21 protein-coding genes and 2 rRNA genes are annotated in these 23,984 nt (G+C 53.9%); 8 read left to right on the forward strand and 15 right to left on the reverse strand.

Translation table 11 applies throughout. The features are described 5' to 3' along the window. Window positions 1–15 precede the first annotated feature (15 nt). The 9 genes from era to rseD all read right to left on the reverse strand — a co-directional run bounded on the left by era (window position 16) and on the right by rseD (window position 7,545). On the reverse strand, window positions 16–921 hold the full coding sequence (era, locus tag MXM41_RS07275; protein ID WP_325930783.1) for a GTPase Era: 906 nt from the start codon (window positions 919–921) through the stop codon (window positions 16–18). Beyond that, a complete protein-coding gene (gene rnc / locus MXM41_RS07280; protein WP_039029762.1) occupies window positions 918–1,598 on the reverse strand; it encodes a ribonuclease III in 681 nt (226 codons plus the stop codon). Before rnc ends, era begins: the two co-directional genes overlap by 4 nt. 223 nt (window positions 1,599–1,821) lie before the next feature. After that, window positions 1,822–2,796 carry a signal peptidase I gene (gene lepB / locus MXM41_RS07285; protein WP_325930784.1) on the reverse strand — a complete coding sequence of 325 codons (975 nt, stop codon included), beginning with the start codon at window positions 2,794–2,796 and terminating at the stop codon, window positions 1,822–1,824. A gap of 16 nt (window positions 2,797–2,812) precedes the next feature. Continuing rightward, the gene (gene lepA, locus MXM41_RS07290) at window positions 2,813–4,612 is read right to left on the reverse strand and encodes a translation elongation factor 4 (protein WP_325930785.1); all 1,800 of its coding nucleotides are present in this window, start codon (window positions 4,610–4,612) and stop codon (window positions 2,813–2,815) included. Window positions 4,613–4,796: 184 nt separating this feature from the next. Then, the gene (rseC, locus tag MXM41_RS07295) at window positions 4,797–5,273 is read right to left on the reverse strand and encodes a SoxR-reducing system protein RseC (protein WP_325930786.1); all 477 of its coding nucleotides are present in this window, start codon (window positions 5,271–5,273) and stop codon (window positions 4,797–4,799) included. Beyond that, window positions 5,270–6,223 (reverse strand): sigma-E factor regulatory protein RseB, encoded by a 954-nt coding sequence (gene rseB / locus MXM41_RS07300; RefSeq protein ID WP_325930787.1) that lies wholly within the window; start codon window positions 6,221–6,223, stop codon window positions 5,270–5,272. The genes rseC and rseB overlap by 4 nt, the downstream gene beginning before the upstream one ends. Beyond that, window positions 6,223–6,873 (reverse strand): anti-sigma-E factor RseA, encoded by a 651-nt coding sequence (gene rseA, locus MXM41_RS07305; protein ID WP_039029767.1) that lies wholly within the window; start codon window positions 6,871–6,873, stop codon window positions 6,223–6,225. Before rseA ends, rseB begins: the two co-directional genes overlap by 1 nt. A gap of 31 nt (window positions 6,874–6,904) precedes the next feature. Further along, the gene (gene rpoE, locus MXM41_RS07310; RefSeq protein WP_032613187.1) at window positions 6,905–7,480 is read right to left on the reverse strand and encodes an RNA polymerase sigma factor RpoE; all 576 of its coding nucleotides are present in this window, start codon (window positions 7,478–7,480) and stop codon (window positions 6,905–6,907) included. Beyond that, complete coding sequence (gene rseD, locus MXM41_RS22815) at window positions 7,477–7,545, reverse strand: rpoE leader peptide RseD (RefSeq protein WP_231313890.1); 69 nt, start codon at window positions 7,543–7,545, stop codon at window positions 7,477–7,479. The genes rpoE and rseD overlap by 4 nt, the downstream gene beginning before the upstream one ends. Window positions 7,546–7,902: 357 nt before the next feature. Between rseD and nadB the strand changes: the two genes are divergently transcribed. Next, entirely contained in the window at window positions 7,903–9,522 is a 1,620-nt protein-coding gene (gene nadB / locus MXM41_RS07315; protein ID WP_325930789.1) for an L-aspartate oxidase, read from the forward strand. Here the strand turns inward: nadB and trmN are convergent. After that, the gene (gene trmN, locus MXM41_RS07320) at window positions 9,507–10,244 is read right to left on the reverse strand and encodes a tRNA(1)(Val) (adenine(37)-N(6))-methyltransferase TrmN (RefSeq protein WP_325930790.1); all 738 of its coding nucleotides are present in this window, start codon (window positions 10,242–10,244) and stop codon (window positions 9,507–9,509) included. The genes nadB and trmN overlap by 16 nt on opposite strands. A gap of 132 nt (window positions 10,245–10,376) precedes the next feature. Between trmN and srmB the strand changes: the two genes are divergently transcribed. After that, the gene (gene srmB, locus MXM41_RS07325; RefSeq protein ID WP_325930792.1) at window positions 10,377–11,705 is read left to right on the forward strand and encodes an ATP-dependent RNA helicase SrmB; all 1,329 of its coding nucleotides are present in this window, start codon (window positions 10,377–10,379) and stop codon (window positions 11,703–11,705) included. 52 nt (window positions 11,706–11,757) lie between these two features. Here the strand turns inward: srmB and grcA are convergent, their stop codons facing one another. After that, complete coding sequence (gene grcA, locus MXM41_RS07330) at window positions 11,758–12,141, reverse strand: autonomous glycyl radical cofactor GrcA (protein WP_103180763.1); 384 nt, start codon at window positions 12,139–12,141, stop codon at window positions 11,758–11,760. A 315-nt stretch (window positions 12,142–12,456) separates the two neighbouring features. Between grcA and ung the strand changes: the two genes are divergently transcribed. Next, complete coding sequence (gene ung / locus MXM41_RS07335) at window positions 12,457–13,146, forward strand: uracil-DNA glycosylase (protein ID WP_325930793.1); 690 nt, start codon at window positions 12,457–12,459, stop codon at window positions 13,144–13,146. Between the two features lie 89 nt (window positions 13,147–13,235). Here the strand turns inward: ung and MXM41_RS07340 are convergent, their stop codons facing one another. After that, on the reverse strand, window positions 13,236–14,321 hold the full coding sequence (locus MXM41_RS07340; RefSeq protein ID WP_325930794.1) for a tRNA/rRNA methyltransferase: 1,086 nt from the start codon (window positions 14,319–14,321) through the stop codon (window positions 13,236–13,238). Between the two features lie 206 nt (window positions 14,322–14,527). On the opposite strand from MXM41_RS07340, the gene trxC reads away from it, so the two are divergent. The 5 genes from trxC to MXM41_RS07370 all read left to right on the forward strand — a co-directional run bounded on the left by trxC (window position 14,528) and on the right by MXM41_RS07370 (window position 20,250). Next, window positions 14,528–14,947 (forward strand): thioredoxin TrxC, encoded by a 420-nt coding sequence (gene trxC / locus MXM41_RS07345; protein ID WP_325930795.1) that lies wholly within the window; start codon window positions 14,528–14,530, stop codon window positions 14,945–14,947. 71 nt (window positions 14,948–15,018) lie between these two features. Beyond that, window positions 15,019–15,717 (forward strand): tRNA-uridine aminocarboxypropyltransferase, encoded by a 699-nt coding sequence (locus MXM41_RS07350; RefSeq protein ID WP_325930796.1) that lies wholly within the window; start codon window positions 15,019–15,021, stop codon window positions 15,715–15,717. A gap of 35 nt (window positions 15,718–15,752) precedes the next feature. Next, a complete protein-coding gene (locus tag MXM41_RS07355) occupies window positions 15,753–18,416 on the forward strand; it encodes a GNAT family N-acetyltransferase (protein WP_325930798.1) in 2,664 nt (887 codons plus the stop codon). A 110-nt stretch (window positions 18,417–18,526) separates the two neighbouring features. Beyond that, complete coding sequence (gene pssA / locus MXM41_RS07365) at window positions 18,527–19,882, forward strand: CDP-diacylglycerol--serine O-phosphatidyltransferase (RefSeq protein WP_325930799.1); 1,356 nt, start codon at window positions 18,527–18,529, stop codon at window positions 19,880–19,882. A 44-nt stretch (window positions 19,883–19,926) separates the two neighbouring features. After that, window positions 19,927–20,250: a YfiM family lipoprotein gene (locus tag MXM41_RS07370; protein ID WP_325930800.1), complete on the forward strand. Its 324-nt coding sequence runs from the start codon at window positions 19,927–19,929 to the stop codon at window positions 20,248–20,250. On the opposite strand, the gene MXM41_RS07375 is transcribed toward MXM41_RS07370, so the two are convergent. The 3 genes from MXM41_RS07375 to MXM41_RS07385 all read right to left on the reverse strand — a co-directional run. Then, window positions 20,247–21,542, reverse strand: a complete 1,296-nt coding sequence (locus MXM41_RS07375; RefSeq protein WP_325930802.1) for an MFS transporter — start codon at window positions 21,540–21,542, stop codon at window positions 20,247–20,249. The genes MXM41_RS07370 and MXM41_RS07375 overlap by 4 nt on opposite strands. A gap of 200 nt (window positions 21,543–21,742) precedes the next feature. After that, window positions 21,743–21,858 (reverse strand): 5S ribosomal RNA (rrf, locus tag MXM41_RS07380). 64 nt (window positions 21,859–21,922) lie between these two features. Continuing rightward, a 23S ribosomal RNA gene (locus tag MXM41_RS07385) occupies window positions 21,923–23,984 on the reverse strand; the annotation flags it as partial.

The following is a 23,984-nucleotide window of genomic DNA, read 5'->3' on the forward strand; positions in this document are numbered from 1 at the left end:
ATAGAGTATGAAATACTAAGCGTCGTCGCCGTAACCGAGGCTGCGCAGCGCGCGCTCGTCATCGGCCCAGCCAGATTTCACTTTCACCCACAGTTCAAGGTGAACCGGCGCTTCGAACATCTCCTGCATATCTTTACGGGCTTCGATACCGATGGTTTTGATTTTGGCGCCTTTATTACCAATCACCATCTTCTTCTGCCCTTCGCGCTCAACGAGGATCAGCCCGTTGATGTCATACCCGCCGCGCTCGTTCGTCTGGAAACGTTCGATCTCAACGGTAACGGAGTACGGCAGTTCAGCACCGAGGAAACGCATCAGCTTTTCGCGAATGATTTCAGACGCCATAAAGCGCTGAGAACGGTCAGTGATGTACTCTTCCGGGAAGTGATGAGTCGCTTCCGGCAGGTGCTTACGCACGATGCCCGCGATAGTATCTACGTTCAGACCGGTTTCGGCAGAGAGCGGAACGATATCCAGGAAGTTCATCTGGCTACCCAGCCACTGCAGGTGCGGCAGCAGATCGGCTTTTTCCTGCACGTTGTCCACTTTGTTGACCGCGAGGATCACCGGCGTTTTACCGTCGCGCAGCTTGTTCAGCACCATCTCGTCGTCTGGCGTCCAGCGGGTGCCTTCGACAACAAAAATGACCAGCTCAACGTCACCGATAGAGCTGCTCGCCGCCTTGTTCATCAGACGGTTGATGGCGCGCTTCTCTTCCATATGCAGACCCGGGGTATCGACATAAATCGCCTGATACGCCCCTTCGGTATGGATGCCGACAATACGGTGACGCGTGGTCTGCGCCTTGCGGGAGGTGATGGAAATCTTTTGTCCCAGCAGATTATTCAGCAGGGTTGATTTGCCTACGTTCGGACGTCCGACGATGGCAATAAATCCGCAATAACTTTTTTCTTCGCTCATTCCAGCTCCAGCATTTTCAGCGCCTGTTCGGCGGCAGCCTGTTCCGCCTTACGACGGCTTGAACCTGTGCCAACCACCGGTTCACTCAGGCCACTGACCTGGCAATGGATGGTAAACTCCTGATCGTGTGCTTCGCCACGAACCTGCACCACCAGATAAGATGGCAGCGGCAGATGGCGACCCTGCAAATACTCCTGCAAACGGGTTTTTGGATCTTTCTGTTTATCACCCGGGCTGATTTCATCCAGACGCGTTTGATACCAGTTAAGGATCAGCTGCTCCACCGTCTGGATATCACTGTCGAGGAAAACGCCACCGATTAACGCTTCGACGGTATCCGCGAGAATAGATTCACGACGGAAGCCGCCGCTTTTCAGTTCGCCAGGCCCGAGTCGCAGGCATTCACCCAGTTCAAATTCACGGGCAATTTCGGCAAGCGTATTGCCACGTACCAGCGTTGCGCGCATGCGGCTCATATCGCCTTCATCCACACGTGGGAAACGGTGATAAAGCGCATTCGCAATAACAAAACTTAAAATGGAGTCGCCCAGGAATTCGAGTCGCTCATTATGTTTGCTGCTGGCACTGCGATGGGTTAATGCCTGTTGCAACAACTCCTGATGATGAAAAGTGTAGCCCAGCTTCCGTTGAAGCCGATTAATTACGATGGGGTTCATGCGATACCAATAAATGAATGCGTCAAAAATGCAGCACACGAAACCGACCTGAGAAAACCAACGCGGTTTCGTGTGCCGTGGCTCTGAAGTCAGCGCCAACCTTAAACTTCGGGGGAATATTCTATACGCAACGACAGGGGTTGTCGTTAGTCAGAAGAGAATTATCGTTTAAATAATTCACGTAGCCTCTAATTAAAGAGACTACGTGCTCATTTATCAGGAATTAATGGATACCGCCAATACGATTCAGACGTACGCCGGTTGGCCATTCGCCTTCCTGTTTCTCAAAGCTCATCCAGATGGTGGTCGCTTTACCCACCAGGTTCGCTTCCGGCACAAAGCCCCAGTAACGGCTGTCCGCGCTGTTGTCGCGGTTATCGCCCATCATGAAGTAGTGTCCCGGCGGTACGATCCAGGTCGCCAGCTGCTGGCCCTGCTGCTGGTAGTACATCCCCAGCTGATCCTGCGCGATAGAGACGGTCAGAATGCGGTGCGTTACATCACCCAGCGTCTCTTTGCGCTCGTTCAGACGAATACCGTTCTCTTTGGTCTCGCCTTTCGGCAGCTGGAAGAAGCCGCTGGTTGCTTCGCCGCCGTTGCGGCGGGCAAACGTCTGCACGAAGTCGCTCGGTTCAACACCGGAATAGGTTACCGGTAATGCGCTTCCACAGGCCGTTCCGGAACTGCATCCAGGCTGGATCGTCACCTCTTTGGAGACCGGATTATAAGTTACCTTATCACCCGGCACGCCGACGGTGCGTTTGATGTAATCCAGACGCGGATCGTCCGGATATTTAAACACCACGATATCGCCGCGTTTAGGATGCCCGGTTTCAATCAGCGTCTTCTGGTAGATTGGATCTTTAATGCCATAAGCAAACTTCTCTACCAGAATAAAATCACCGATCAGCAGCGTTGGCATCATCGAACCGGATGGGATCTGGAAAGGTTCATAGATAAACGAACGCACCACCAGCACAATGGCCAGCACCGGAAAGACTGAAGCCCCTGTCTCCAGCCAGCCCGGTTTAGGGCCGACTTTCTTCAGGGTTTTCGCATCCAGCTGGTCACCCGTGGCCGCCTGTGCGGAGGCCTGACGTTCGCGACGCTTAGGGGCAAAGATAAACTTATCCAGACACCACAACAGCCCGGTCACCAGGGTGGCAATCACCAGGATCAGGGCAAACATGTTCGCCATGCCAACTCCTTAAGGATTATTTTCCGTCTTTACCCACGTGCAGAATGGCGAGGAACGCTTCCTGCGGCAGCTCAACGTTTCCGACCTGCTTCATACGTTTTTTACCTTCTTTCTGCTTCTGGAGCAGCTTTTTCTTACGGCTGACGTCACCGCCATAGCATTTTGCCAGAACGTTTTTACGCAGCTGTTTTACCGTAGAGCGGGCGATAATGTGGTTGCCAATGGCCGCCTGAATCGCAATGTCGAACTGCTGGCGTGGGATGAGGTCTTTCATCTTCTCGACCAGTTCACGACCGCGATACGGAGCATTATCGTTATGGGTGATCAGCGCCAGTGCATCGACACGCTCGCCGTTGATGAGTACGTCCACACGCACCATGTTAGAGGCCTGGAAGCGTTTGAAGTTGTAATCCAGCGACGCATAGCCACGAGAAGTCGACTTCAGGCGGTCGAAGAAGTCGAGCACCACTTCTGCCATTGGGATTTCATAGGTCAATGCCACCTGGTTACCGTGGTAAACCATATTGGTCTGCACGCCACGTTTTTCGATACACAGCGTGATGACGTTACCGAGGAACTCCTGCGGCAGCAGCATATGACACTCCGCGATAGGCTCGCGCAGTTCAGCAATGTTGTTCAGCGGCGGCAGCTTGGATGGGCTGTCGACGTAAATAACTTCTTTGGAGGTGGTCTCAACTTCATAGACTACCGTCGGTGCCGTGGTGATCAGATCCAGATCGTATTCACGCTCCAGACGCTCCTGAATGATCTCCATGTGCAGCAGGCCGAGGAAGCCGCAGCGGAAGCCGAAGCCCAGCGCCGTGGAGCTTTCTGGCTCATAGAACAGGGAAGCATCGTTCAGGCTCAGTTTACCGAGCGCGTCGCGGAAGTTCTCATAGTCATCAGAGCTTACCGGGAACAGACCCGCATAAACCTGCGGTTTTACCTTTTTGAAGCCTGGCAGCGCTTTATCTGCCGGGTTACGGGCAGCGGTCAGGGTATCGCCCACCGGCGCGCCGAGGATGTCTTTAATGGCACACACCAGCCAGCCTACCTCGCCGCACTTCAGCTCGGTACGGTCTACCTGTTTTGGCGTGAAGATACCCAGACGGTCTGCGTTATAGACCTGTCCGGTGCTCATCACTTTAATCTTGTCGCCTTTACGCATGGTGCCGTTTTTAATACGCACCAGCGAGACCACGCCGAGATAGTTATCGAACCAGGAGTCGATGATCAGCGCCTGCAGCGGCCCCTCCGGATCGCCTTCTGGCGCCGGGATGTCGCGCACCAGACGTTCCAGGACATCGGTCACACCCACGCCGGTTTTTGCCGAGCAGCGTACTGCGTCCGTCGCGTCGATACCGACGATATCTTCAATTTCTTCCGCTACGCGCTCAGGATCCGCCGCTGGCAGGTCGATTTTGTTAAGAACCGGCACCACTTCGAGATCCATTTCCATCGCGGTATAGCAGTTAGCCAGGGTCTGGGCTTCTACGCCCTGTCCGGCATCAACCACCAGCAGCGCGCCTTCGCAGGCCGCCAGCGAACGGGAAACTTCATAGGAGAAGTCAACGTGGCCTGGGGTGTCGATAAAGTTGAGTTGATAGGTTTCACCGTCAGACGCTTTATAGTCGAGCGTAACGCTCTGCGCTTTAATGGTAATACCGCGTTCGCGTTCCAGGTCCATGGAGTCCAGAACCTGGGCTGCCATTTCACGATCAGACAGGCCACCGCAAATCTGGATAATACGGTCAGACAGCGTCGACTTACCGTGGTCAATGTGAGCAATGATCGAAAAGTTACGTATGTTCTTCATATAGTTAAATAATTATGCCTTACGAATTCCTGGAGGCCGCTGTTCTTAGCCTGACGTTTTTCAGTGCGAAAACGCAGCATTCTACACTACATCTCCTTCACCGGGAAATGCTCTTCCAGCAAGCTTAGCGCGAAGATCCGGCGTTTTCTTTTATGAGATGTAAATAAAACAAAGCCCGGTGATATCACCGGGCTTCTGAAGAGAGCGTTTCAACACGTAGCTGGTCGGGTGGCAATCCTACGCTGAGAATCACGGGCTGCCACTCTTCCCGCACCGCAAGCCGGGAAGAAAAGCCGCGAGCCAGTAAAAAGCCGCCCACTCCGCCCAGCGCTGCACCGCACATCGCGGCCAGATCGGTGCCAAAGAGTACCTGGAACAGACCGCCCAGAACAAATAGCCCCAACAGCGGAGAAAGATACACCAGCATGGCTGAGCCAAGCAGGCTGCCTTCGGCAATCCCCAACTCGACTTTTTGTCCTTCTACCAACGGCTGTTCGCTGGGCACGCTGATAGTATGTGAGGTCTGCGGCCCGAGTTTGTTCAGCACCCGGCTTCCACAACCGGCGCGGGAAGCGCAGCTGTTGCAGGATGCTTTAACATCACAGCTGACCAGCGCGACGCCCTTCTGCCATGAAACGACAGTTGCCCACTCTTTGATCATCGTGCCGCCCTGAATTTAATGCTGTCAGCGATACGTTTAGCCGTCTGCGGCGGCAGTTCACCCACTACGGTGATCTCTGCATTATCACGCACCGTGGTACTGACGGTACGACGCCCGGTACGCAGCATCTGATCGGCGCTGATCGGCGTTGCCCGATTAATGTTAACCGAGAAGCTGAACAAGCCGTCGGAATAGAGCCGGGATTCCACCGGGGTATCAATAGTTGGCAGCTGACGTCGACTGCTGGAGACTTCGCTGAAACCCTGAGGGATCCAGTCTGGCGCCCAGTTAAAGTTGACGGTATCCCCTGCAGGTACGGAGAGCAGCGGCGGCAGATTAGCTTTTGCCAGGTTCTGCATACTGTTGCCGACCTGATCGTCAATGGTAAAAGAGATCACCCGGAACTGTTCCAGCGTCTCGCCGTCACGATCCAGCAGATCGACCCTCATCGGCAGCTTGGTCTCCGCATCCATCCAGACAATATAACTGTAACGGGTTCCGTCTCTTGCAACCACTCGCAGAACCTCGCAGAGCCGGTCGGCGATACGGGTACGTCCTACGGAAATAAAGTCGTAGTAAGGAGAGAGTCGTTTGAAGTCGGTATAGATGAGCGAAGGCAGCGAATCAACGATGTAGTCGCCGTTCAGCGTAAAGGGTTCGAGACCCGGCTCAAAATAGCTGATTTCGTTACCACGCTGCACAACTTCGCGGCGCGGACCATCCATCTGCAAAAGCTGGGCAAGCGGCTGTTTATCAAGACGGGCATGGCGATAACGTAACGACTCTACGCCTTGCTTATTGATACTGATAAAAGACAGCTCGTAGTTGAGTGACTGGCTGGCCTGGTTCATTTGCTGTAACAACGCCCCGGACGATACATCAGCCGAGGCGTTGACAGTGAACAACAGGCTACCCGCCATCAGAGACATGGCGCACCAAAGTTGCTTCATTACTGCGATTGCGTTCCTAAAGTTTGGTTTCCTGGCACTTGCACAGCGGCCTGCTGAGTTTGCGCCTGTTCAAACTGAAGCTGCTCGGAATGCAGACGACGCTGCAATTCATAGTCCTGCAACATCGCATTGATACGACGGCGCTGCTCCTGAACCTGCTGCTGCTGACCGGCGCCTGCCGATGCATCAGAAGGAATGCCCAGGCTTACCGGGCTGGCTTTGCCCATCATCGGCAGTGTGTTAAACACTGGCGCTTCTGGTTGCTGGCTGACTTCAGATTGAGTGTTATAGTGCTGGACACCAACAATAACTGCAAGCGATACGCAAGCAGCCACGCCCATTTGAGTCAGTTGACTCGCCCAGGGGCGCACTTTGTTCCAGAAAGGCATCTTCTGCCACAGGTGCGGTGCAGGTTGGGCTTCAGGGATCAGCGGGGTAGCCTGAGAAACAGGTTCGTTCTCAATGGCAGCCATTACACGAGCTGAGATATCAAAATGGAGGACATCGCTGGTATCGCCGCGCAGGGTATCGCGAATGAGATGATAACTCTCCCAGGTTTTTTGCATCTCAGGAGAGCGAGAGAGCTCATTGAGCATCTCACTGTCCAGCGTTTCACCATCCATCAAAGCGGAAAGTTGTTCTTTCTGCATGCCTAATACCTTTTCCAGTATCCCGCTATCGTCAACGCCTGATTAGCGGTTGAACTTTATTATCAATAGCTTCTCGCGCACGAAAAATCCGTGAGCGAACCGTACCGACCGGGCAATCCATGATAGCGGCTATCTCTTCATAGCTCAGGCCATCTAACTCCCGCAACGTAATTGCCATGCGTAAATCTTCCGGGAGCGACTCGATGGTGCGAAAAACTATTTGTCTCAGTTCTTCTGACAACATTAAGTTCTCAGGGTTCGAAATTTCTTTCAACGCACCGCCGCTTTCAAAATTTTCAGCGTCGATAGCGTCTACATCGCTTGAAGGCGGACGACGCCCCTGAGCGACGAGGTAGTTCTTAGCCGTATTAACGGCAATGCGGTACAGCCAGGTATAAAAAGCACTATCTCCCCGGAAAGATTCCAGCGCCCGATAGGCCTTAATGAAAGACTCTTGCACCACATCAGGAACATCCCCTGACGGTACATAGCGGGACACCAGACTCGCCACCTTATGCTGGTAGCGCACCACCAGTAAGTTAAAGGCTTTCTGATCTCCCTTCTGGACCCGTTCAACCAGAATCTGGTCCGTTAACTGCTCGCTCATCCGAGGTAATGTCTCCCCAAACCTAAAATCCACGCGTTATCGAAACGCCACTCCAAACACTGCACTGTGAGCAAGCAGTTGCTTTGAGGGTCTTTTTTTCAATTAGTTCCGTCACGCCTTTGTTTTTGTTAATCACGTCGCAGACTGTTCATTTTCTATCATTATAAGTCTGATAACGATACGCACCCAGTTTCTGATAAGAAATGGTATTTTCCCGCTTGCAGGGTAACGCAAGACGGGCTTTATTTCACCACAAAATCTGAAGCTAACGATCTGCTTCGCAAAATATTTTCACGCTTTTTATCCTTCATCTCTCCCCTGCCTGTGTTTAGTCCTTGCAACCAACCATAAAAAAAACGTGCGATTCATCGCATTCGAATGCTATGCTGACCAAACATTGTTTAGTAAATTAAACACACACCATGAACGCAATTTCCGAACTCACCTGTGACGTATTGATCATCGGCAGCGGTGCCGCCGGCCTTTCACTGGCGCTACGACTCGCCTCAAACCAGAAAGTGATTGTCCTCAGTAAAGGGCCTGTCAGCGAAGGTTCAACCTTCTATGCTCAGGGCGGGATTGCGGCGGTGTTTGATGAAACTGACAGTATCGACTCCCATGTCGAAGATACTTTGATTGCAGGCGGCGGAATCGTGGACAGACACGCCGCTGAATTTGTCGCCGGCAATGCCCGTCACTGTGTGCAGTGGCTCATCGATCAGGGCGTACTCTTTGACACGCACGTGCAGGCCAACGGGGAAGAGAGTTACCACCTGACGCGTGAAGGCGGGCACAGCCATCGCCGTATCCTGCATGCCGCTGATGCCACCGGTAAGGAAGTTGAAACGACACTGGTCAGCCAGGCGTTAAACCATCCAAATATTCAGGTACTTGAGCGCAGCAATGCGGTGGATTTGATCATTTCCGATAAGATTGGTCTGCCGGGCACGCGGCGTGTCGTGGGAGCCTGGGTCTGGAACCGTAATAAAGAGAAGGTGGAAACCTGCCGGGCAAAATCGGTGGTGCTGGCGACCGGCGGTGCTTCCAAAGTGTATCAGTACACCACTAACCCGGATATTTCGTCAGGCGACGGCATTGCCATGGCCTGGCGCGCGGGCTGCCGCGTTGCCAATCTGGAATTTAACCAGTTCCATCCCACCGCGTTGTTCCATCCGCAGGCACGCAATTTCTTGCTGACCGAAGCCCTGCGCGGTGAAGGCGCGCACTTAAAGCGCCCGGACGGCACGCGCTTTATGCTCGATTTCGACGAGCGGGGCGAGCTGGCTCCGCGTGATGTTGTGGCCCGTGCCATCGATCATGAGATGAAACGCCTGGGCGTGGACTGCATGTATCTGGATATCAGCCACAAACCTGAAGCCTTTATCCGCCAGCACTTCCCGACGATCTATGAAAAACTGTTAGGGTTAGGCATCGACATCACAAAAGAGCCAATGCCAGTGGTGCCCGCAGCGCACTATACCTGCGGCGGCGTAATGGTGGACGATTATGGCCGGACCGATGTAGACGGTTTGTATGCCATCGGCGAAGTGAGCTATACCGGCCTGCATGGCGCTAACCGTATGGCATCGAATTCCCTGCTGGAGTGTCTGGTTTACGGCTGGTCTGCGGCGGAAGATATTGCGAAGCGCATGCCTTATGCCCGCCAGGCAGAAAACCTGCCTGCCTGGGATGAAAGCCGCGTGGAAAACCCGGATGAACTGGTTGTGATCCAGCATAACTGGCACGAGCTGCGTCTCTTTATGTGGGATTATGTTGGGATTGTTCGCACGACCAAGCGCCTGGAACGCGCCCTGCGACGAATCACCATGCTTCAGCAGGAAATTGACGAGTATTACGCGCACTTCCGCGTATCCAATAACTTGCTGGAATTACGTAATCTGGTTCAGGTGGCGGAACTGATTGTGCGCTGCGCAATGATGCGTAAAGAGAGTCGCGGTTTGCATTACACGCTCGACTACCCGGAGCAGCTTGAGTATTCCGGGCCGTCCGTGCTCTCACCGCTCACTCACATAAATAAATAGAAGGGGTGGGTCAGCGCCGTGTAGTCATCGGAATAACGCTGATCTGACCCACGGATCACCAGCCTGTCGCTGAAGCATTCACCCTCTTTCGGCGACAGCGCCAACAGTACCCGGTGGGGTAGCCTGCCGTCGGTTTCCGCGATATCGGTGCGCAGGCGTAAAAACCAGCCCATCTCCAGCGCACTGGCAATAAATGCGCTGCCTGCACTTTCCGGTAACACCACGCAGAAAAATCCCTCTTCGGAGATCAACCCCGCGGCACAGGCTAACAGCGCGCCATGATCGAGCGTGCCGGTATACCGCGCCTGCTCACGTTGAGGGGTTGCGCACCCGACGCCCGGCTCATAATAGGGAGGATTGCTGACAATTAAGTCATAGCGGGCCGTTTGCTCTGGCGCCCAGGTAAGAACATCCGCACAATGGAGCGACACGCGCGAAGCCCAGGGGGATTCCGCCACGTTTTCGGCGGCCTGCCCGGCTGCCTCAGGATCCAGTTCAACGGCATCGAGCGTGACGGACGGCTCGGTGCGCTGCGCCAGCATCAGGGCTAACAATGCGCTGCCGCTGCCAATGTCGAGGATACGTTTAACGCCTGCTACCGGTGCCCATGCCCCCAGTAAAATGCCATCAGTGCCAACTTTCATTGCACAGCGATCGTGAGCGACAAAAAACTGCTTAAAAGTAAAACCATCGCGGCGCAGCTGCGCTTTGAGTTGAGACATGTCGGAGCAACCTTCAAAATGAAACGGGAGTAGCATAGGTGAAAGCGCAACGACGTAAAAGGGATATCCACACAAACAGATGAAGATTGCAGCCGTAACGTCTATAATCAGCGCCCCACACAGAGGTAGAACATGACTGTAACGACATTTTCCGAACTTGAACTCGACGAAAGCCTTCTGGACGCGCTCCAGGAAAAAGGCTTTACACGCCCGACCGCTATTCAGGAAGCGGCTATTCCGCCTGCACTGGAGGGCCGTGACGTGCTCGGTTCTGCGCCAACAGGTACGGGTAAAACGGCAGCCTATTTGCTGCCTGCGTTGCAGCATCTGCTGGATTTTCCGCGTAAGAAATCAGGCCCGCCGCGTATTTTGATCCTCACCCCAACCCGTGAACTGGCGATGCAGGTTGCCGATCACGCCCGTGAGCTGGCGAAGAATACCCATCTGGATATCGCAACCATTACCGGCGGTGTGGCCTACATGAACCACGCCGAAGTGTTCAGTGAAAATCAGGATATCGTCGTAGCGACGACCGGACGTTTACTGCAATACATTAAAGAAGAGAACTTCGACTGCCGTGCGGTGGAAACATTAATCCTTGATGAAGCCGACCGTATGCTGGATATGGGCTTTGCGCAGGATATCGAGCATATTGCCGGTGAGACCCGCTGGCGTAAGCAGACCATGCTTTTCTCCGCGACGCTCGAAGGCGATGCGATTAAAGACTTTGCCGAGCGTCTGCTGGAAGATCCGGTTGAGGTTTCTGCTAATCCGTCCACGCGCGAGCGTAAGAAAATCCATCAGTGGTACTACCGTGCCGATGATATTCAGCATAAAACAGCGCTGCTGATCCACCTGCTGAAACAGCCGGAAGCCACCCGTTCTATCGTCTTTGTGCGCAAACGTGAACGCGTGCATGAGCTGGCGACCTGGCTGCGTGAGGCGGGTATCAATAACTGCTATCTCGAAGGTGAGATGGTGCAGATTAAACGTAACGAAGCTATCAAACGCCTGACCGATGGTCGCGTGAACGTGCTGGTAGCGACCGACGTCGCTGCGCGCGGGATTGATATTCCCGATGTCAGCCACGTATTCAACTTCGATCTGCCGCGTACTGCGGATACTTATCTGCACCGCATTGGCCGTACCGGTCGTGCCGGTCGTAAAGGCACCGCTATTTCGCTGGTCGAAGCGCACGACCATCTGCTGCTGCAAAAAATTGGACGTTACGTTGAAGAGCCGCTGAAGGCTCGCGTGATCGACGAGCTGCGTCCGAGCACCCGCGCACCAAGTGAAAAAATGACGGGTAAACCTTCCAAAAAGGTGCTCGCTAAACGCGCTGAGAAAAAAGCGAAAGAAAAAGAGAAACCGCGCGTTAAACAACGCCACCGTGACACCAAAAACGTGGGCAAGCGTCGTAAGCCTAGTGGCAGCGAACCAGCTTCACAGAAAGAAGAGTAATAAAAAAGCCGGGTTAAAACCCGGCTTTTTTTTGTCTGCACGCTGGCAACGATCACAGGCTGGCGGTAAAGGTACGGGCAATAACGTCGCGCTGCTGTTCCGCAGTCAGTGAGTTGAAGCGTACTGCATAACCAGAAACACGGATGGTCAGCTGCGGATATTTTTCCGGATGCTTAACGGCATCTTCCAGCGTTTCACGACGCAGCACGTTAACGTTTAAATGCTGACCGCCTTCAACACGGACTTCGGGTTTGATTTCCATCGGGATTTCGCGATATTCGAACTCGCCCAGCGCGTTAACCTGAACAACTTCGTCTTCAGCAAAGCCTGCTTTTGCACAAACACAGCGCGCTTCACCTTTTTCGCTGTCCAGCAGCCAGAAAGAGTTCAGCAGGTCGTCGTTAGCAGCTTTAGTAATCTGAATACCAGTAATCATGTGATGCCTCCCTTAAACTACAATATTGGGTGTCGCCCTGTTCATCAGGGCAATTGGTAAAACCATTGTTGCTTGAGTGTATATATATCAGTCAAACCACCGTCATTCATTGATATAAATCAACAAAAACCACACCAGCAAAAGGGTGATAGGAGATGATTATTGTTTTATATCAATTTTTCACCCTCACTCACCTTAAAAAATATGTGTAAGTTTTCAATATTTTTCAGTGATGTAACGTTTTTATCTCGCGAATTTTGTTCCATCGTCATAAGCAGTTAAGCTAAACACAGAGAGAATTCGCAGGAGAGCGAGATGACAGCACCTTTAACCTGGCACGACGTACTGGCCGATGAAAAAAAACAGCCTTACTTCGTTAATACCATGAACACCGTTGCCGCTGAACGTCAGGACGGCATCACCATTTATCCGCCACAGAAAGATGTATTTAACGCCTTTCGCTTTACCGAGCTGGCCGACGTCAAAGTGGTCATCCTGGGGCAGGATCCGTATCACGGGCCGGGTCAGGCACACGGTCTGGCCTTCTCGGTGCGACCGGGCGTCGGCATTCCCCCTTCCCTGCTGAATATGTATAAAGAACTGGAAGCCTCCGTGCCCGGCTTTACCCGGCCTGCTCATGGTTACCTGGAAAGCTGGGCGCGTCAGGGAGTTTTGCTGCTGAATACCGTGCTGACGGTTCGCGCCGGACAGGCCCATTCTCATGCCAGCCTCGGGTGGGAGACATTTACGGACAAGGTCATCAGCCTGATTAACCAACACCGGGAAGGCGTCGTGTTTTTACTCTGGGGATCGCACGCACAGAAGAAAGGGGCGATTATTGATACCCAGCGCCATCACGTGCTGAAAGCACCGCACCCGTCACCGCTGTCAGCCCATCGCGGCTTTTTCGGCTGCAATCATTTTGTGCTGGCGAATGAGTGGCTGGAAAAACAGGGCGAAACGCCGATCGACTGGATGCCGGAGTTACCGGCTGAAAGCGAGTAATTAAGATATGTAGGCCCGGTAAGCGTCGCGCCACCGGGCATATTGCCGGGAGGCGGCTTCGACTTACCCGGCCTACAGGCAAAGCGGGATTACGCTTTGTTCTGACGCCACCACTCCGCCAGCAGAACGCCAGTCGCAACGGATACGTTGAGACTCTCGACATTACCGGTACCGTCAATGGACACGCTCAGATCGGCGCTGGACAGTGCCGCATCAGACAGACCATCTCGTTCCTGACCCAGCACCAGCACCATCTTACGTGGCAGTGTCGCTTTAAACAGCGGCGTCGTGCCTTTATGGCTGGAGGTGGTCACGATGGCGTAGCCCGCTTTACGGAACTGCTCGATCGCGTCCAGAACGCTGTCGCCGGTGATCGGCTGAACATGCTCCGCTCCGCCTTCCGCCGTGCGGATTGCCGCTCCGGACTCCAGCAGCGCGGCATCCTGCAACAGAACGCCTTTGACGCCGAAATGCGCGCAGCTGCGCATCATGGCGCCGAGGTTATGCGGATTGCCTACGTCTTCCAGGGCCAGCACGCAGTCATCTTCGCCCGCCTGGCTGACCCACTGCGCCACGGAGGTACCGTTACGTTTCTTAATGAGGAAGCATACACCGCCATGGTGCTCGGTACCGGACGCTTTGGTGATCTCTGCATCATCCACAACGTGGTAGGCTTTGCGGTTGGCCGCCATCCAGCGCAGCGCTTCTTTAAAACGCGGCGTCACGCTCTGGATAAACCAGGCGCGTACAATGCAATCAGGACGGCTCTGGAACAGGGCCTGACAGGCGTTCTCGCCATAGACGCGGGTCTCTTCCGCACGCTGACGACGGATCACTTCCGGATCGATAAGCGTTTTACCGGCCATGCTGCCATGATCGACAGGCGCTTTTGATTCGTCACCCGGCGCGCGGGAAACGGTACGCCATGGCGAGGCGTCACGGTTGAAGTCGTCACGTTTGAAATCATCACGCTTACGATCGTCACGTTTGCGGTCATCACCGCGGCTGTTTCTCTCATCGCGGGCGGGGCGACGGCCACCGTCTGCACGAGATGGCCCTGGACGCCCGCCGCCTTTTCCGGTACGCGGATTTTGGGTGCGTTTATCAGAGTCATCGTCACTGCGGACATACATCACTTTGACCTTGCCGCTTTTGTTTTTCAGTTCGTCATTCATGCTTTTCTCCACCTGCGCTGCGCGAAGCGCGCAGATTACCCGATGTCCCCGCGCATAGCCATTACTTCGTATAAAAGCCTGTGACTATTGGTCTCATTGAACAAAACGCATTGTCGTTTCAAACAGGGTCGTTGATAATATGTAACATCTTAGAAACATAACCGGCATCTTGCCGCTTTGTCCCCCTGCTCTACCTGAGGTTAGTTATGAATACCGTATGTGCCAACTGCCAGGCTCTTAACCGCATTCCGGATGATCGAATTGATGACGGAGCAAAATGCGGACGCTGCGGTCATGAATTGTTCGATGGCGACGTGATTAATGCTACCGGCGCAACTCTGGATAAACTGCTGAAGGACGATCTGCCGGTTGTTGTCGATTTCTGGGCACCATGGTGCGGTCCGTGCCGCAACTTTGCCCCGATCTTTGAGGATGTCGCCGAAGAGCGTAGCGGTAAAATGCGTTTCGTAAAAGTGAATACGGAGGCCGAACGCGAGCTGAGCACCCGCTTCCGCATTCGCAGTATCCCGACCATTATGATTTTCAAAAATGGTGAAGTTGTCGATATGCTGAACGGCGCCGTGCCTAAAGCACCTTTCGACAGCTGGCTGAACGAATCCCTCTGATATTACCGGGGCACGTTACTTGTGCCCCACTCTCACCTCTGCGAGAATGGCGTTTTTTCTGCGCTCTCCCCATGACTGATAACGCCGTACTGCAATTGCGCGCCGAACGCCTGGCGCGTGCGACCCGCCCTTTCCTTGCCCGTGGCAACCGTATTCGACGTTGTCAGCGCTGCCTGTTGCCGCTTAAACAGTGCCTGTGCGCGACGCTTACGCCCAGCCATGCCCAGAGTCGTTTTTGTCTGGTGATGTTCGATACCGAACCGATGAAGCCCAGCAACACCGGGCGGCTGATTGCCGATATGTTACCGGATACCGCCGCCTTCCAGTGGTCACGCACCGAGCCGCCCCAGGCGCTGCTCGATCTGGTCGCCAGTCCTGACTATCAACCGATGGTGGTGTTCCCGGCCTCTTACGCTGGAGAGACGCGCCAGGTGCTTACCGCACCTCCGTCCGGCAAGCCACCGCTGTTTATTATGCTGGATGGCACCTGGACCGAGGCGCGGAAAATGTTTCGCAAAAGCCCGTATCTGGATGACCTGCCGGTGATCTCCGTCGATCTGTCGCGCGTGTCGGCTTACCAGCTACGTGAAGCCCATGCCGATGGTCAGTACTGCACTGCCGAAGTGGCCATTGCCCTGCTGGATCTGGCGGGAGATGTGCAGGCGGCGAGCGCGCTGGGCGATCACTTTTCTCGTTTTCGCGAACGCTATCTGACGGGAAAAACGATTCATAAGGGAAGCATCACAGCGGCAGAGGCGGAAAACGTTTAAAATCATCAGGTCACTCGCCTTTTCAGGAGACCTGTATGAGCCAGCGTGGTCTGGAAGCCTTACTCCGTCCTAAATCCATTGCCGTGATTGGCGCGTCGATGAAACCCGAGCGCGCCGGTTACCTGATGATGCGTAACCTGCTCGCGGGTGGCTTTAATGGCCCGATACTGCCGGTGACTCCTGCGTATAAGGCAGTACTGGGTGTCCTTGCCTGGCCGGACGTGGACAGCCTGCCCTTCATTCCCGATCTCGCGGTGCTCTGTACCCACGCCCGGCGTAACATTACGCTACTCGATGCGCTGGGGAAAAAAGGCTGTAAAACCTGCATCATTCTCTCTTCGCCCCCTGAACAGCAGGCGGAGCTGCTGGCCTGCGCTGCGCGATACCAGATGCGACTGCTGGGACCAAACAGCCTGGGGCTGCTGGCACCGTGGCAGGGGCTGAATGCCAGTTTTTCCCCCGTTCCGATACGTAAAGGCAAACTGGCCTTCATTTCCCAGTCGGCGGCGGTCTCCAATACGATCCTCGACTGGGCCCAGCAGCGCGAGATGGGATTTTCTTACTTCATCGCGCTGGGCGACAGCCTTGACATTGATGTTGATGAGCTGCTGGATTTTTTGGCGCGCGATACCAAAACCAGCGCGATCCTGCTCTATCTTGAGCATCTCAGCGACGCGCGACGTTTCGTGTCGGCCGCACGCAGCGCATCGCGTAACAAACCTATTCTGGTGATCAAAAGCGGACGTAGCCCGGCCGCCCAGCGTCTTTTACACTCGCATTCCGGAATGGATCCAGCATGGGATGCCGCCATTCAGCGTGCCGGCTTACTGCGCGTTCAGGACACCCACGAACTTTTTTCCGCTGTCGAAACGCTCAGCCATATGCGTCCGCTTCGGGGTGAACGCCTGATGATCATCAGCAACGGCGCCGCACCGGCAGCGCTGGCGCTTGACGAACTCTGGCTGCGTAACGGGAAGCTGGCCACGCTCAGCGAAGAGAGTCTGCAGCGCCTGCGTGAGACGCTACCGCCCGGCGTGGAGCCAGGTAATCCGCTCGACTTACGCGACGACGCCAGCAGCGAGAATTATCTCCGCGCGCTGAATATCTTGCTGGATAGCCAGGATTTTGACGCTCTGATGGTCATTCACTCACCGAGCGCCGTAGCGCCAGGTAGCGAAAGCGCCCGTGCACTGATTGATACTGTGAAAAAGCATCCGCGTGGAAAATACGTTTCGCTTCTGACCAACTGGTGCGGTGAGTTTTCGTCGCAGGAGGCGCGACGACTGTTCAGCGAGGCCGGACTGCCCACTTACCGTACCCCGGAGGGCACTGTCACTGCTTTTATGCATATGGTCGAGTACCGGCGTAACCAGAAACAGCTGCGTGAAACGCCTGCCCTGCCGGGGAATCTGACGGCCAATACGGGCCATGCGCATAACCTGTTACAACGCGCCATTGATGATGGCGCGCGTTCGCTGGATACCCATGAAGTTCAGCCAATCCTCAATGCCTATGGTTTGCATACGTTACCCACCTGGATTGCCAGCGACAGTGCGGAAGCCGTGCATATTGCCGAGCAGATCGGTTATCCCGTTGCACTCAAACTGCGTTCACCCGATATTCCACATAAATCTGAAGTCCAGGGGGTGATGTTATACCTGCGTACCGCGGCAGAGGTTCAGCAGGCGGCGGACGCCATCATCGATCGCGTTAAAATGACCTGGCCTCAGGCGCGTATCCACGGCCTGTTGGTGCAGAGCATGGCCAACCGCGCGGGCGCGCAGGAGTTACGGGTGGTGGTGGAACACGATCCGGTCTTCGGCCCTCTGATTATGCTGGGTGAAGGGGGAGTGGAGTGGCGCCCTGAAGAGCAGGCGGTGGTCGCCCTGCCGCCACTGAACATGAACCTGGCGCGTTATCTGGTGATTCAGGGGATCAAGAGTAAGAAAATTCGCGGGCGCAGCGCCTTGCGACCACTTGATATCGCTGCACTTAGCCAGTTTCTGGTGCAGGTATCGAACCTGATTGTCGATAGCCCGGAAATTCAGCGCCTGGATATTCACCCCTTACTGGTATCCGGCTGCGAACTGACGGCGCTCGATGTCACGATGGATGTGGCGGCTTATACGGGGGATCGTGAAAGCCGGCTCGCTATCCGCCCTTACCCCCATCAGCTCGAAGAGTGGGTGGAAATGAAGAATGGCGAACTGTCGCTGTTCCGCCCCATTCTCCCAGAGGATGAACCTCAACTGCAGCGCTTTATCGCCCAGGTCACAAAAGAAGATTTGTACTATCGCTACTTTAGTGAAATCAACGAATTTACCCACGAAGATTTAGCCAATATGACGCAGATCGACTACGATCGGGAAATGGCTTTTGTTGCCGTCCGGCGTACTGAAGAGGGCGATGAAATCCTTGGCGTCACACGTGCTATTTCCGATCCTGATAACGTGGATGCGGAATTTGCGGTGCTTGTCCGCTCCGATCTGAAAGGTCTGGGGCTGGGAAGACGATTACTCGAAAAGCTCATCAGCTATACGCGCGATCACGGACTGATCCGACTCAATGGCATTACTATGCCGAACAATCGTGGCATGGTCGCCCTGGCGCGAAAACTGGGTTTTACCGTTGATATTCAGCTTGAAGATGGAATTGTCGGACTGACTTTGCAACTGATGTCAGCAGGTAAACAAGAGTAAGGTACTGGAAATGTTGACCACTTTAAACGGCACTGATGGTATGATTGCCCGCTTCTGTCGTCTGCATAGTACATATAATCCTTCAATGAACAGAGAAGAAACGCACTGTGATGTTGTCAAAATTTAAGCGTAATAAACATCAACAACACCTTGCTCAACTACCGAAGATTTCTCAGTCAGTTGATGATGTAGAGTTCTTTTATGCTCCCGCCGATTTTCGGGAAACGCTACTGGAAAAAATTGCCAGCGCAACGCATCGTATTTGCATTATTGCTCTTTATCTTGAACAGGATGAAGGTGGCAGCGCGATCCTGCGCGCCGTTTACGAGGCCAAACGTCAACGCCCGGAGCTGGATGTCCGCATTCTGGTCGACTGGCATCGTGCCCAGCGCGGTCGCATTGGCGCGGCTGCGTCCAACACTAACGCCGACTGGTACTGCCGAATGGCGCAGGAAAATCCCGGCGTAGACGTCCCCGTTTACGGTGTCCCTGTGAACACCCGCGAAGCCCTTGGCGTCCTTCATTTCAAAGGCTTTATCATTGATGACAGCGTGCTGTATAGCGGCGCGAGTCTCAACGATGTCTATCTGCATCAGCTGGATAAATACCGTTACGATCGCTACCACCTGGTGCGTAATGCCCGCATGGCTGACGTCATGTTCGAGTGGGTGGATCAGAACCTGGTGCACGGCCGCGGCGTGAATCGCCTTGACGATCCGCATCGACCCAAAAGCCCGGAGATCAAAAATGACGTTCGGCTCTTCCGCCAGGAACTGCGTGATGCCATGTTCCACTTTCAGGGTGATGCGGATAACGAACAGCTTGCAGTGACCCCTCTGGTGGGGCTGGGTAAATCCAGCTTGCTCAATAAAACCATCTTCCATCTGATGCCATGCACAGAGCATAAGCTGACCATCTGTACACCGTACTTTAACCTGCCGGCCGTGCTGGTGCGTAATATCATTCAGCTTTTGCGCGACGGTAAAAAAGTGGAAATTATCGTTGGCGACAAAACAGCGAACGACTTTTATATTCCGGAAGATCAGCCGTTTAAGATTATCGGCGCCCTGCCTTATCTCTATGAGATTAACCTGCGTCGCTTCCTGAGCCGCCTGCAGTATTATGTGAATACCGATCAGCTGGTTGTGCGTCTCTGGAAAGATGAAGACAACAGCTATCATCTGAAAGGAATGTGGGTTGATGATGAATGGATGCTGCTGACCGGTAATAACCTTAATCCACGCGCCTGGCGTCTTGATCTCGAAAATGCCATTCTGATCCACGACCCACGTCAAGAACTGGCCGTGCCGCGCGACCGTGAGCTGGAGCTGATCCGCACCCATACCACTGTGGTACGTCACTACCGCGATCTGCAAAGTATCGCCGACTATCCGGTGAAGGTGCGTAAACTCATTCGCCGTTTACGTCGTATTAGAATCGATCGGTTGATCAGCCGCATTCTGTGATCCACAAGCCCTGATCCTGACAGGGCTTTTTTATTGAGGCTGCCATGCGTTTCGCTCTGGTTTTTAGTCTTTTACTTCTTTCCGGCTGCAGCCATATGGCTAACGATCAATGGCATGGTCAGGATAAAGCTCAACACTTCCTTGCCTCCGCCATGTTATCTGCGGCAGGTAATGAATACGCGCAGCACCAGGGCTACAGCCGCGACCGCAGTGCAGCAATTGGCTTTCTGTTTTCTGTGAGCCTTGGAGCCTCAAAAGAGTTCTGGGATAGCCGACCAACAGGAAGCGGATGGAGCTGGAAAGATTTCGCCTGGGACATAGCCGGTGCGACCACCGGCTATGCCGTCTGGCAACTGGCGGATCGCTAAAGACGGACGCCTTTCCCTTTTCGGTGCAGCATCAAAGAGACAACAAATGCCAGCGCTCCCATCAGCGTGACGTACCAGAAAAAGGTCGTCTCACTCCCCATCGATTTTAATGACAGGGCAACGTATTCTGCCGAGCCGCCAAACAGTGCATTAGCTACCGCATAAGATAACCCGACACCCAGCGCACGTACCTGAGCCGGAAACATCTCTGCCTTAAGAATACCGCTGATAGAGGTATAAAAACTGGCAATAATTAGCGCGGCCATCACCAGGGCAAAAGCGGCATAAGGAGATGAAACATGCTGGAGTGCCGTCAGAATGGGCACGGTGCATAACGCCGACAATCCGCCGAAAATTAGCATTGAGCTACGACGGCCAATTTTATCCGACAGCGCGCCGATGATGGGCTGAATGAGCATAAATACAAAGAGCGCCACCGTCATGACCATACTCGCCACGTTAGCGTGCATACCCGTGGTATTAACCAGATACTTTTGCATATAGGTGGTGAAAGTATAGAAGGTGAGCGAACCGCCAGCCGTAAAGCCGAGCACCATCAAAAATGCCTTTCGGTTACGCCACAAGCCTTTAAATGAGCCTGCCTCTTTTAACGCTCTCACCTCTTTTCGCGACGTTTCGTCCAACTGACGACGTAACCACAGCGCCACAACAGCAAGCACTGCGCCGAGTGCGAAAGGAATACGCCATCCCCAGGCGCGGAGATCTTCATTACTCAAGATCTGTTGCAGGATCACCACGGTCAGGATAGCCAAAAGCTGACCACCTATCAGCGTTACGTACTGGAAGGATGCATAAAAACCTTTACGTCCATCCACTGCGACTTCACTCATATATGTCGCGCTTGTACCATATTCTCCTCCAACGGAGAGCCCCTGGAACAAACGCGCTAACAGCAGTAAGGCCGGTGCCCATGTGCCAATAGTTTCATAGCCGGGCAGACAGGCGATAACCAAAGAGCCGAAACACATCATGCAGACGGAGATCAGCATGGACGTTTTTCGCCCTTTTCGATCGGCAATGCGGCCAAATATCCAGCCGCCTATCGGACGCATTAAAAACCCGGCAGCAAAAACCCCTGCGGTTTGCAGCAATTGTGTGGTGGTATTACCGGAAGGGAAAAAGATATGTGCGAAGTAGAGCGAGCAGAACGAATAAACGTAAAAATCAAACCACTCCACCAGATTACCTGATGATGCTCCGACAATTGCCCAAATCCGACGTCGGGTATCGCTGTTATCCAGCATCCCGTTCGATGTAACCGTTTCTGTCATTGTAATTTTGCTCCAGCCAAAGACTTCGGTCTGCCTGGCAGGATGACCTGACAGGCGAACCCGTAAACAAAATGTTATATTTTTGTTATAAATGACATTGTGATAACGATCACAAATTTAATTAGCATGGTAAGAGATCTGTGAGAAGACCAGAAAGCAAAAAACCCCGTACCTGAAGGTACGGGGTTTTTTTATTTGATGCCTGGCAGTTCCCTACTCTCGCATGGGGAGACCCCACACTACCATCGGCGCTACGGCGTTTCACTTCTGAGTTCGGCATGGGGTCAGGTGGGACCACCGCGCTACAGCCGCCAGGCAAATTCTGTTATCTGTATCAGCTGAAAATCGTCTCAAATCCACCGAAACAGCTTCGGCGTTGTAAGGTTAAGCCTCACGGTTCATTAGTACCGGTTAGCTCAACGCATCGCTGCGCTTACACACCCGGCCTATCAACGTCGTCGTCTTCAACGTTCCTTCAGGACCCTTAAAGGGTCAGGGAGAACTCATCTCGGGGCAAGTTTCGTGCTTAGATGCTTTCAGCACTTATCTCTTCCGCATTTAGCTACCGGGCAGTGCCATTGGCATGACAACCCGAACACCAGTGATGCGTCCACTCCGGTCCTCTCGTACTAGGAGCAGCCCCCCTCAATTCTCCAGCGCCCACGGCAGATAGGGACCGAACTGTCTCACGACGTTCTAAACCCAGCTCGCGTACCACTTTAAATGGCGAACAGCCATACCCTTGGGACCTACTTCAGCCCCAGGATGTGATGAGCCGACATCGAGGTGCCAAACACCGCCGTCGATATGAACTCTTGGGCGGTATCAGCCTGTTATCCCCGGAGTACCTTTTATCCGTTGAGCGATGGCCCTTCCATTCAGAACCACCGGATCACTATGACCTGCTTTCGCACCTGCTCGAGCCGTCACTCTCGCAGTCAAGCCAGCTTATGCCATTGCACTAACCTCCTGATGTCCGACCAGGATTAGCTGACCTTCGTGCTCCTCCGTTACTCTTTAGGAGGAGACCGCCCCAGTCAAACTACCCACCAGACACTGTCCGCAACCCGGGTAACGGGTCTACGTTAGAACACCAGCCATTAAAGGGTGGTATTTCAAGGACGGCTCCACGCAGACTGGCGTCCACGCTTCAAAGCCTCCCACCTATCCTACACATCAAGGACCAGTGTTCAGTGTCAAGCTATAGTAAAGGTTCACGGGGTCTTTCCGTCTTGCCGCGGGTACACTGCATCTTCACAGCGATTTCAATTTCACTGAGTCTCGGGTGGAGACAGCCTGGCCATCATTACGCCATTCGTGCAGGTCGGAACTTACCCGACAAGGAATTTCGCTACCTTAGGACCGTTATAGTTACGGCCGCCGTTTACCGGGGCTTCGATCAAGAGCTTCGCCTTGCGGCTGACCCCATCAATTAACCTTCCGGCACCGGGCAGGCGTCACACCGTATACGTCCACTTTCGTGTTTGCACAGTGCTGTGTTTTTAATAAACAGTTGCAGCCAGCTGGTATCTTCGACTGATTTCAGCTCCACCCGCAGGGGCTTCACCTACATATCAGCGTGCCTTCTCCCGAAGTTACGGCACCATTTTGCCTAGTTCCTTCACCCGAGTTCTCTCAAGCGCCTTGGTATTCTCTACCTGACCACCTGTGTCGGTTTGGGGTACGATTCGTTGTTACCTGATGCTTAGAGGCTTTTCCTGGAAGCAGGGCATTTGTTGCTTCAGCACCGTAGTGCCTCGTCATCACACCTCAGCGTTAAAAAGGTACCGGATTTACCTGGAACCTCCGCCTACATGCTTAAACCGGGACAACCGTCGCCCGGCCAACATAGCCTTCTCCGTCCCCCCTTCGCAGTAACACCGAGTACAGGAATATTAACCTGTTTCCCATCGACTACGCCTTTCGGCCTCGCCTTAGGGGTCGACTCACCCTGCCCCGATTAACGTTGGACAGGAACCCTTGGTCTTCCGGCGAGCGGGCTTTTCACCCGCTTTATCGTTACTTATGTCAGCATTCGCACTTCTGATACCTCCAGCATGCCTCACAGCACACCTTCGCAGGCTTACAGAACGCTCCCCTACCCAACAACGCCTAAGCGTCGCTGCCGCAGCTTCGGTGCATGGTTTAGCCCCGTTACATCTTCCGCGCAGGCCGACTCGACCAGTGAGCTATTACGCTTTCTTTAAATGATGGCTGCTTCTAAGCCAACATCCTGGCTGTCTGTGCCTTCCCACATCGTTTCCCACTTAACCATGACTTTGGGACCTTAGCTGGCGGTCTGGGTTGTTTCCCTCTTCACGACGGACGTTAGCACCCGCCGTGTGTCTCCCGTGATAACATTCCTCGGTATTCGCAGTTTGCATCGGGTTGGTAAGCCGGGATGGCCCCCTAGCCGAAACAGTGCTCTACCCCCGAGGATGA

It is taken from the genome of Leclercia adecarboxylata, assembly GCF_035787115.1.
In the GTDB taxonomy this organism is placed as follows: Bacteria; Pseudomonadota; Gammaproteobacteria; order Enterobacterales; family Enterobacteriaceae; genus Enterobacter; species Enterobacter adecarboxylatus_E.

Bases quoted from the DNA above. Each gene is read 5' to 3' on its own strand.
- era (WP_325930783.1), bottom strand. From the start codon at position 921: ATGAGCGAAGAAAAAAGTTATTGCGGATTTATTGCCATCGTCGGACGT.
- rnc (WP_039029762.1), bottom strand. From the start codon at position 1,598: ATGAACCCCATCGTAATTAATCGGCTTCAACGGAAGCTGGGCTACACT.
- lepB (WP_325930784.1), bottom strand. From the start codon at position 2,796: ATGGCGAACATGTTTGCCCTGATCCTGGTGATTGCCACCCTGGTGACC.
- lepA (WP_325930785.1), bottom strand. From the start codon at position 4,612: ATGAAGAACATACGTAACTTTTCGATCATTGCTCACATTGACCACGGT.
- rseC (WP_325930786.1), bottom strand. From the start codon at position 5,273: ATGATCAAAGAGTGGGCAACTGTCGTTTCATGGCAGAAGGGCGTCGCG.
- rseB (WP_325930787.1), bottom strand. From the start codon at position 6,223: ATGAAGCAACTTTGGTGCGCCATGTCTCTGATGGCGGGTAGCCTGTTG.
- rseA (WP_039029767.1), bottom strand. From the start codon at position 6,873: ATGCAGAAAGAACAACTTTCCGCTTTGATGGATGGTGAAACGCTGGAC.
- rpoE (WP_032613187.1), bottom strand. From the start codon at position 7,480: ATGAGCGAGCAGTTAACGGACCAGATTCTGGTTGAACGGGTCCAGAAG.
- nadB (WP_325930789.1), top strand. From the start codon at position 7,903: ATGAACGCAATTTCCGAACTCACCTGTGACGTATTGATCATCGGCAGC.
- trmN (WP_325930790.1), bottom strand. From the start codon at position 10,244: ATGTCTCAACTCAAAGCGCAGCTGCGCCGCGATGGTTTTACTTTTAAG.
- srmB (WP_325930792.1), top strand. From the start codon at position 10,377: ATGACTGTAACGACATTTTCCGAACTTGAACTCGACGAAAGCCTTCTG.
- grcA (WP_103180763.1), bottom strand. From the start codon at position 12,141: ATGATTACTGGTATTCAGATTACTAAAGCTGCTAACGACGACCTGCTG.
- ung (WP_325930793.1), top strand. From the start codon at position 12,457: ATGACAGCACCTTTAACCTGGCACGACGTACTGGCCGATGAAAAAAAA.
- MXM41_RS07340 (WP_325930794.1), bottom strand. From the start codon at position 14,321: ATGAATGACGAACTGAAAAACAAAAGCGGCAAGGTCAAAGTGATGTAT.
- trxC (WP_325930795.1), top strand. From the start codon at position 14,528: ATGAATACCGTATGTGCCAACTGCCAGGCTCTTAACCGCATTCCGGAT.
- MXM41_RS07350 (WP_325930796.1), top strand. From the start codon at position 15,019: ATGACTGATAACGCCGTACTGCAATTGCGCGCCGAACGCCTGGCGCGT.
- MXM41_RS07355 (WP_325930798.1), top strand. From the start codon at position 15,753: ATGAGCCAGCGTGGTCTGGAAGCCTTACTCCGTCCTAAATCCATTGCC.
- pssA (WP_325930799.1), top strand. From the start codon at position 18,527: ATGTTGTCAAAATTTAAGCGTAATAAACATCAACAACACCTTGCTCAA.
- MXM41_RS07370 (WP_325930800.1), top strand. From the start codon at position 19,927: ATGCGTTTCGCTCTGGTTTTTAGTCTTTTACTTCTTTCCGGCTGCAGC.
- MXM41_RS07375 (WP_325930802.1), bottom strand. From the start codon at position 21,542: ATGACAGAAACGGTTACATCGAACGGGATGCTGGATAACAGCGATACC.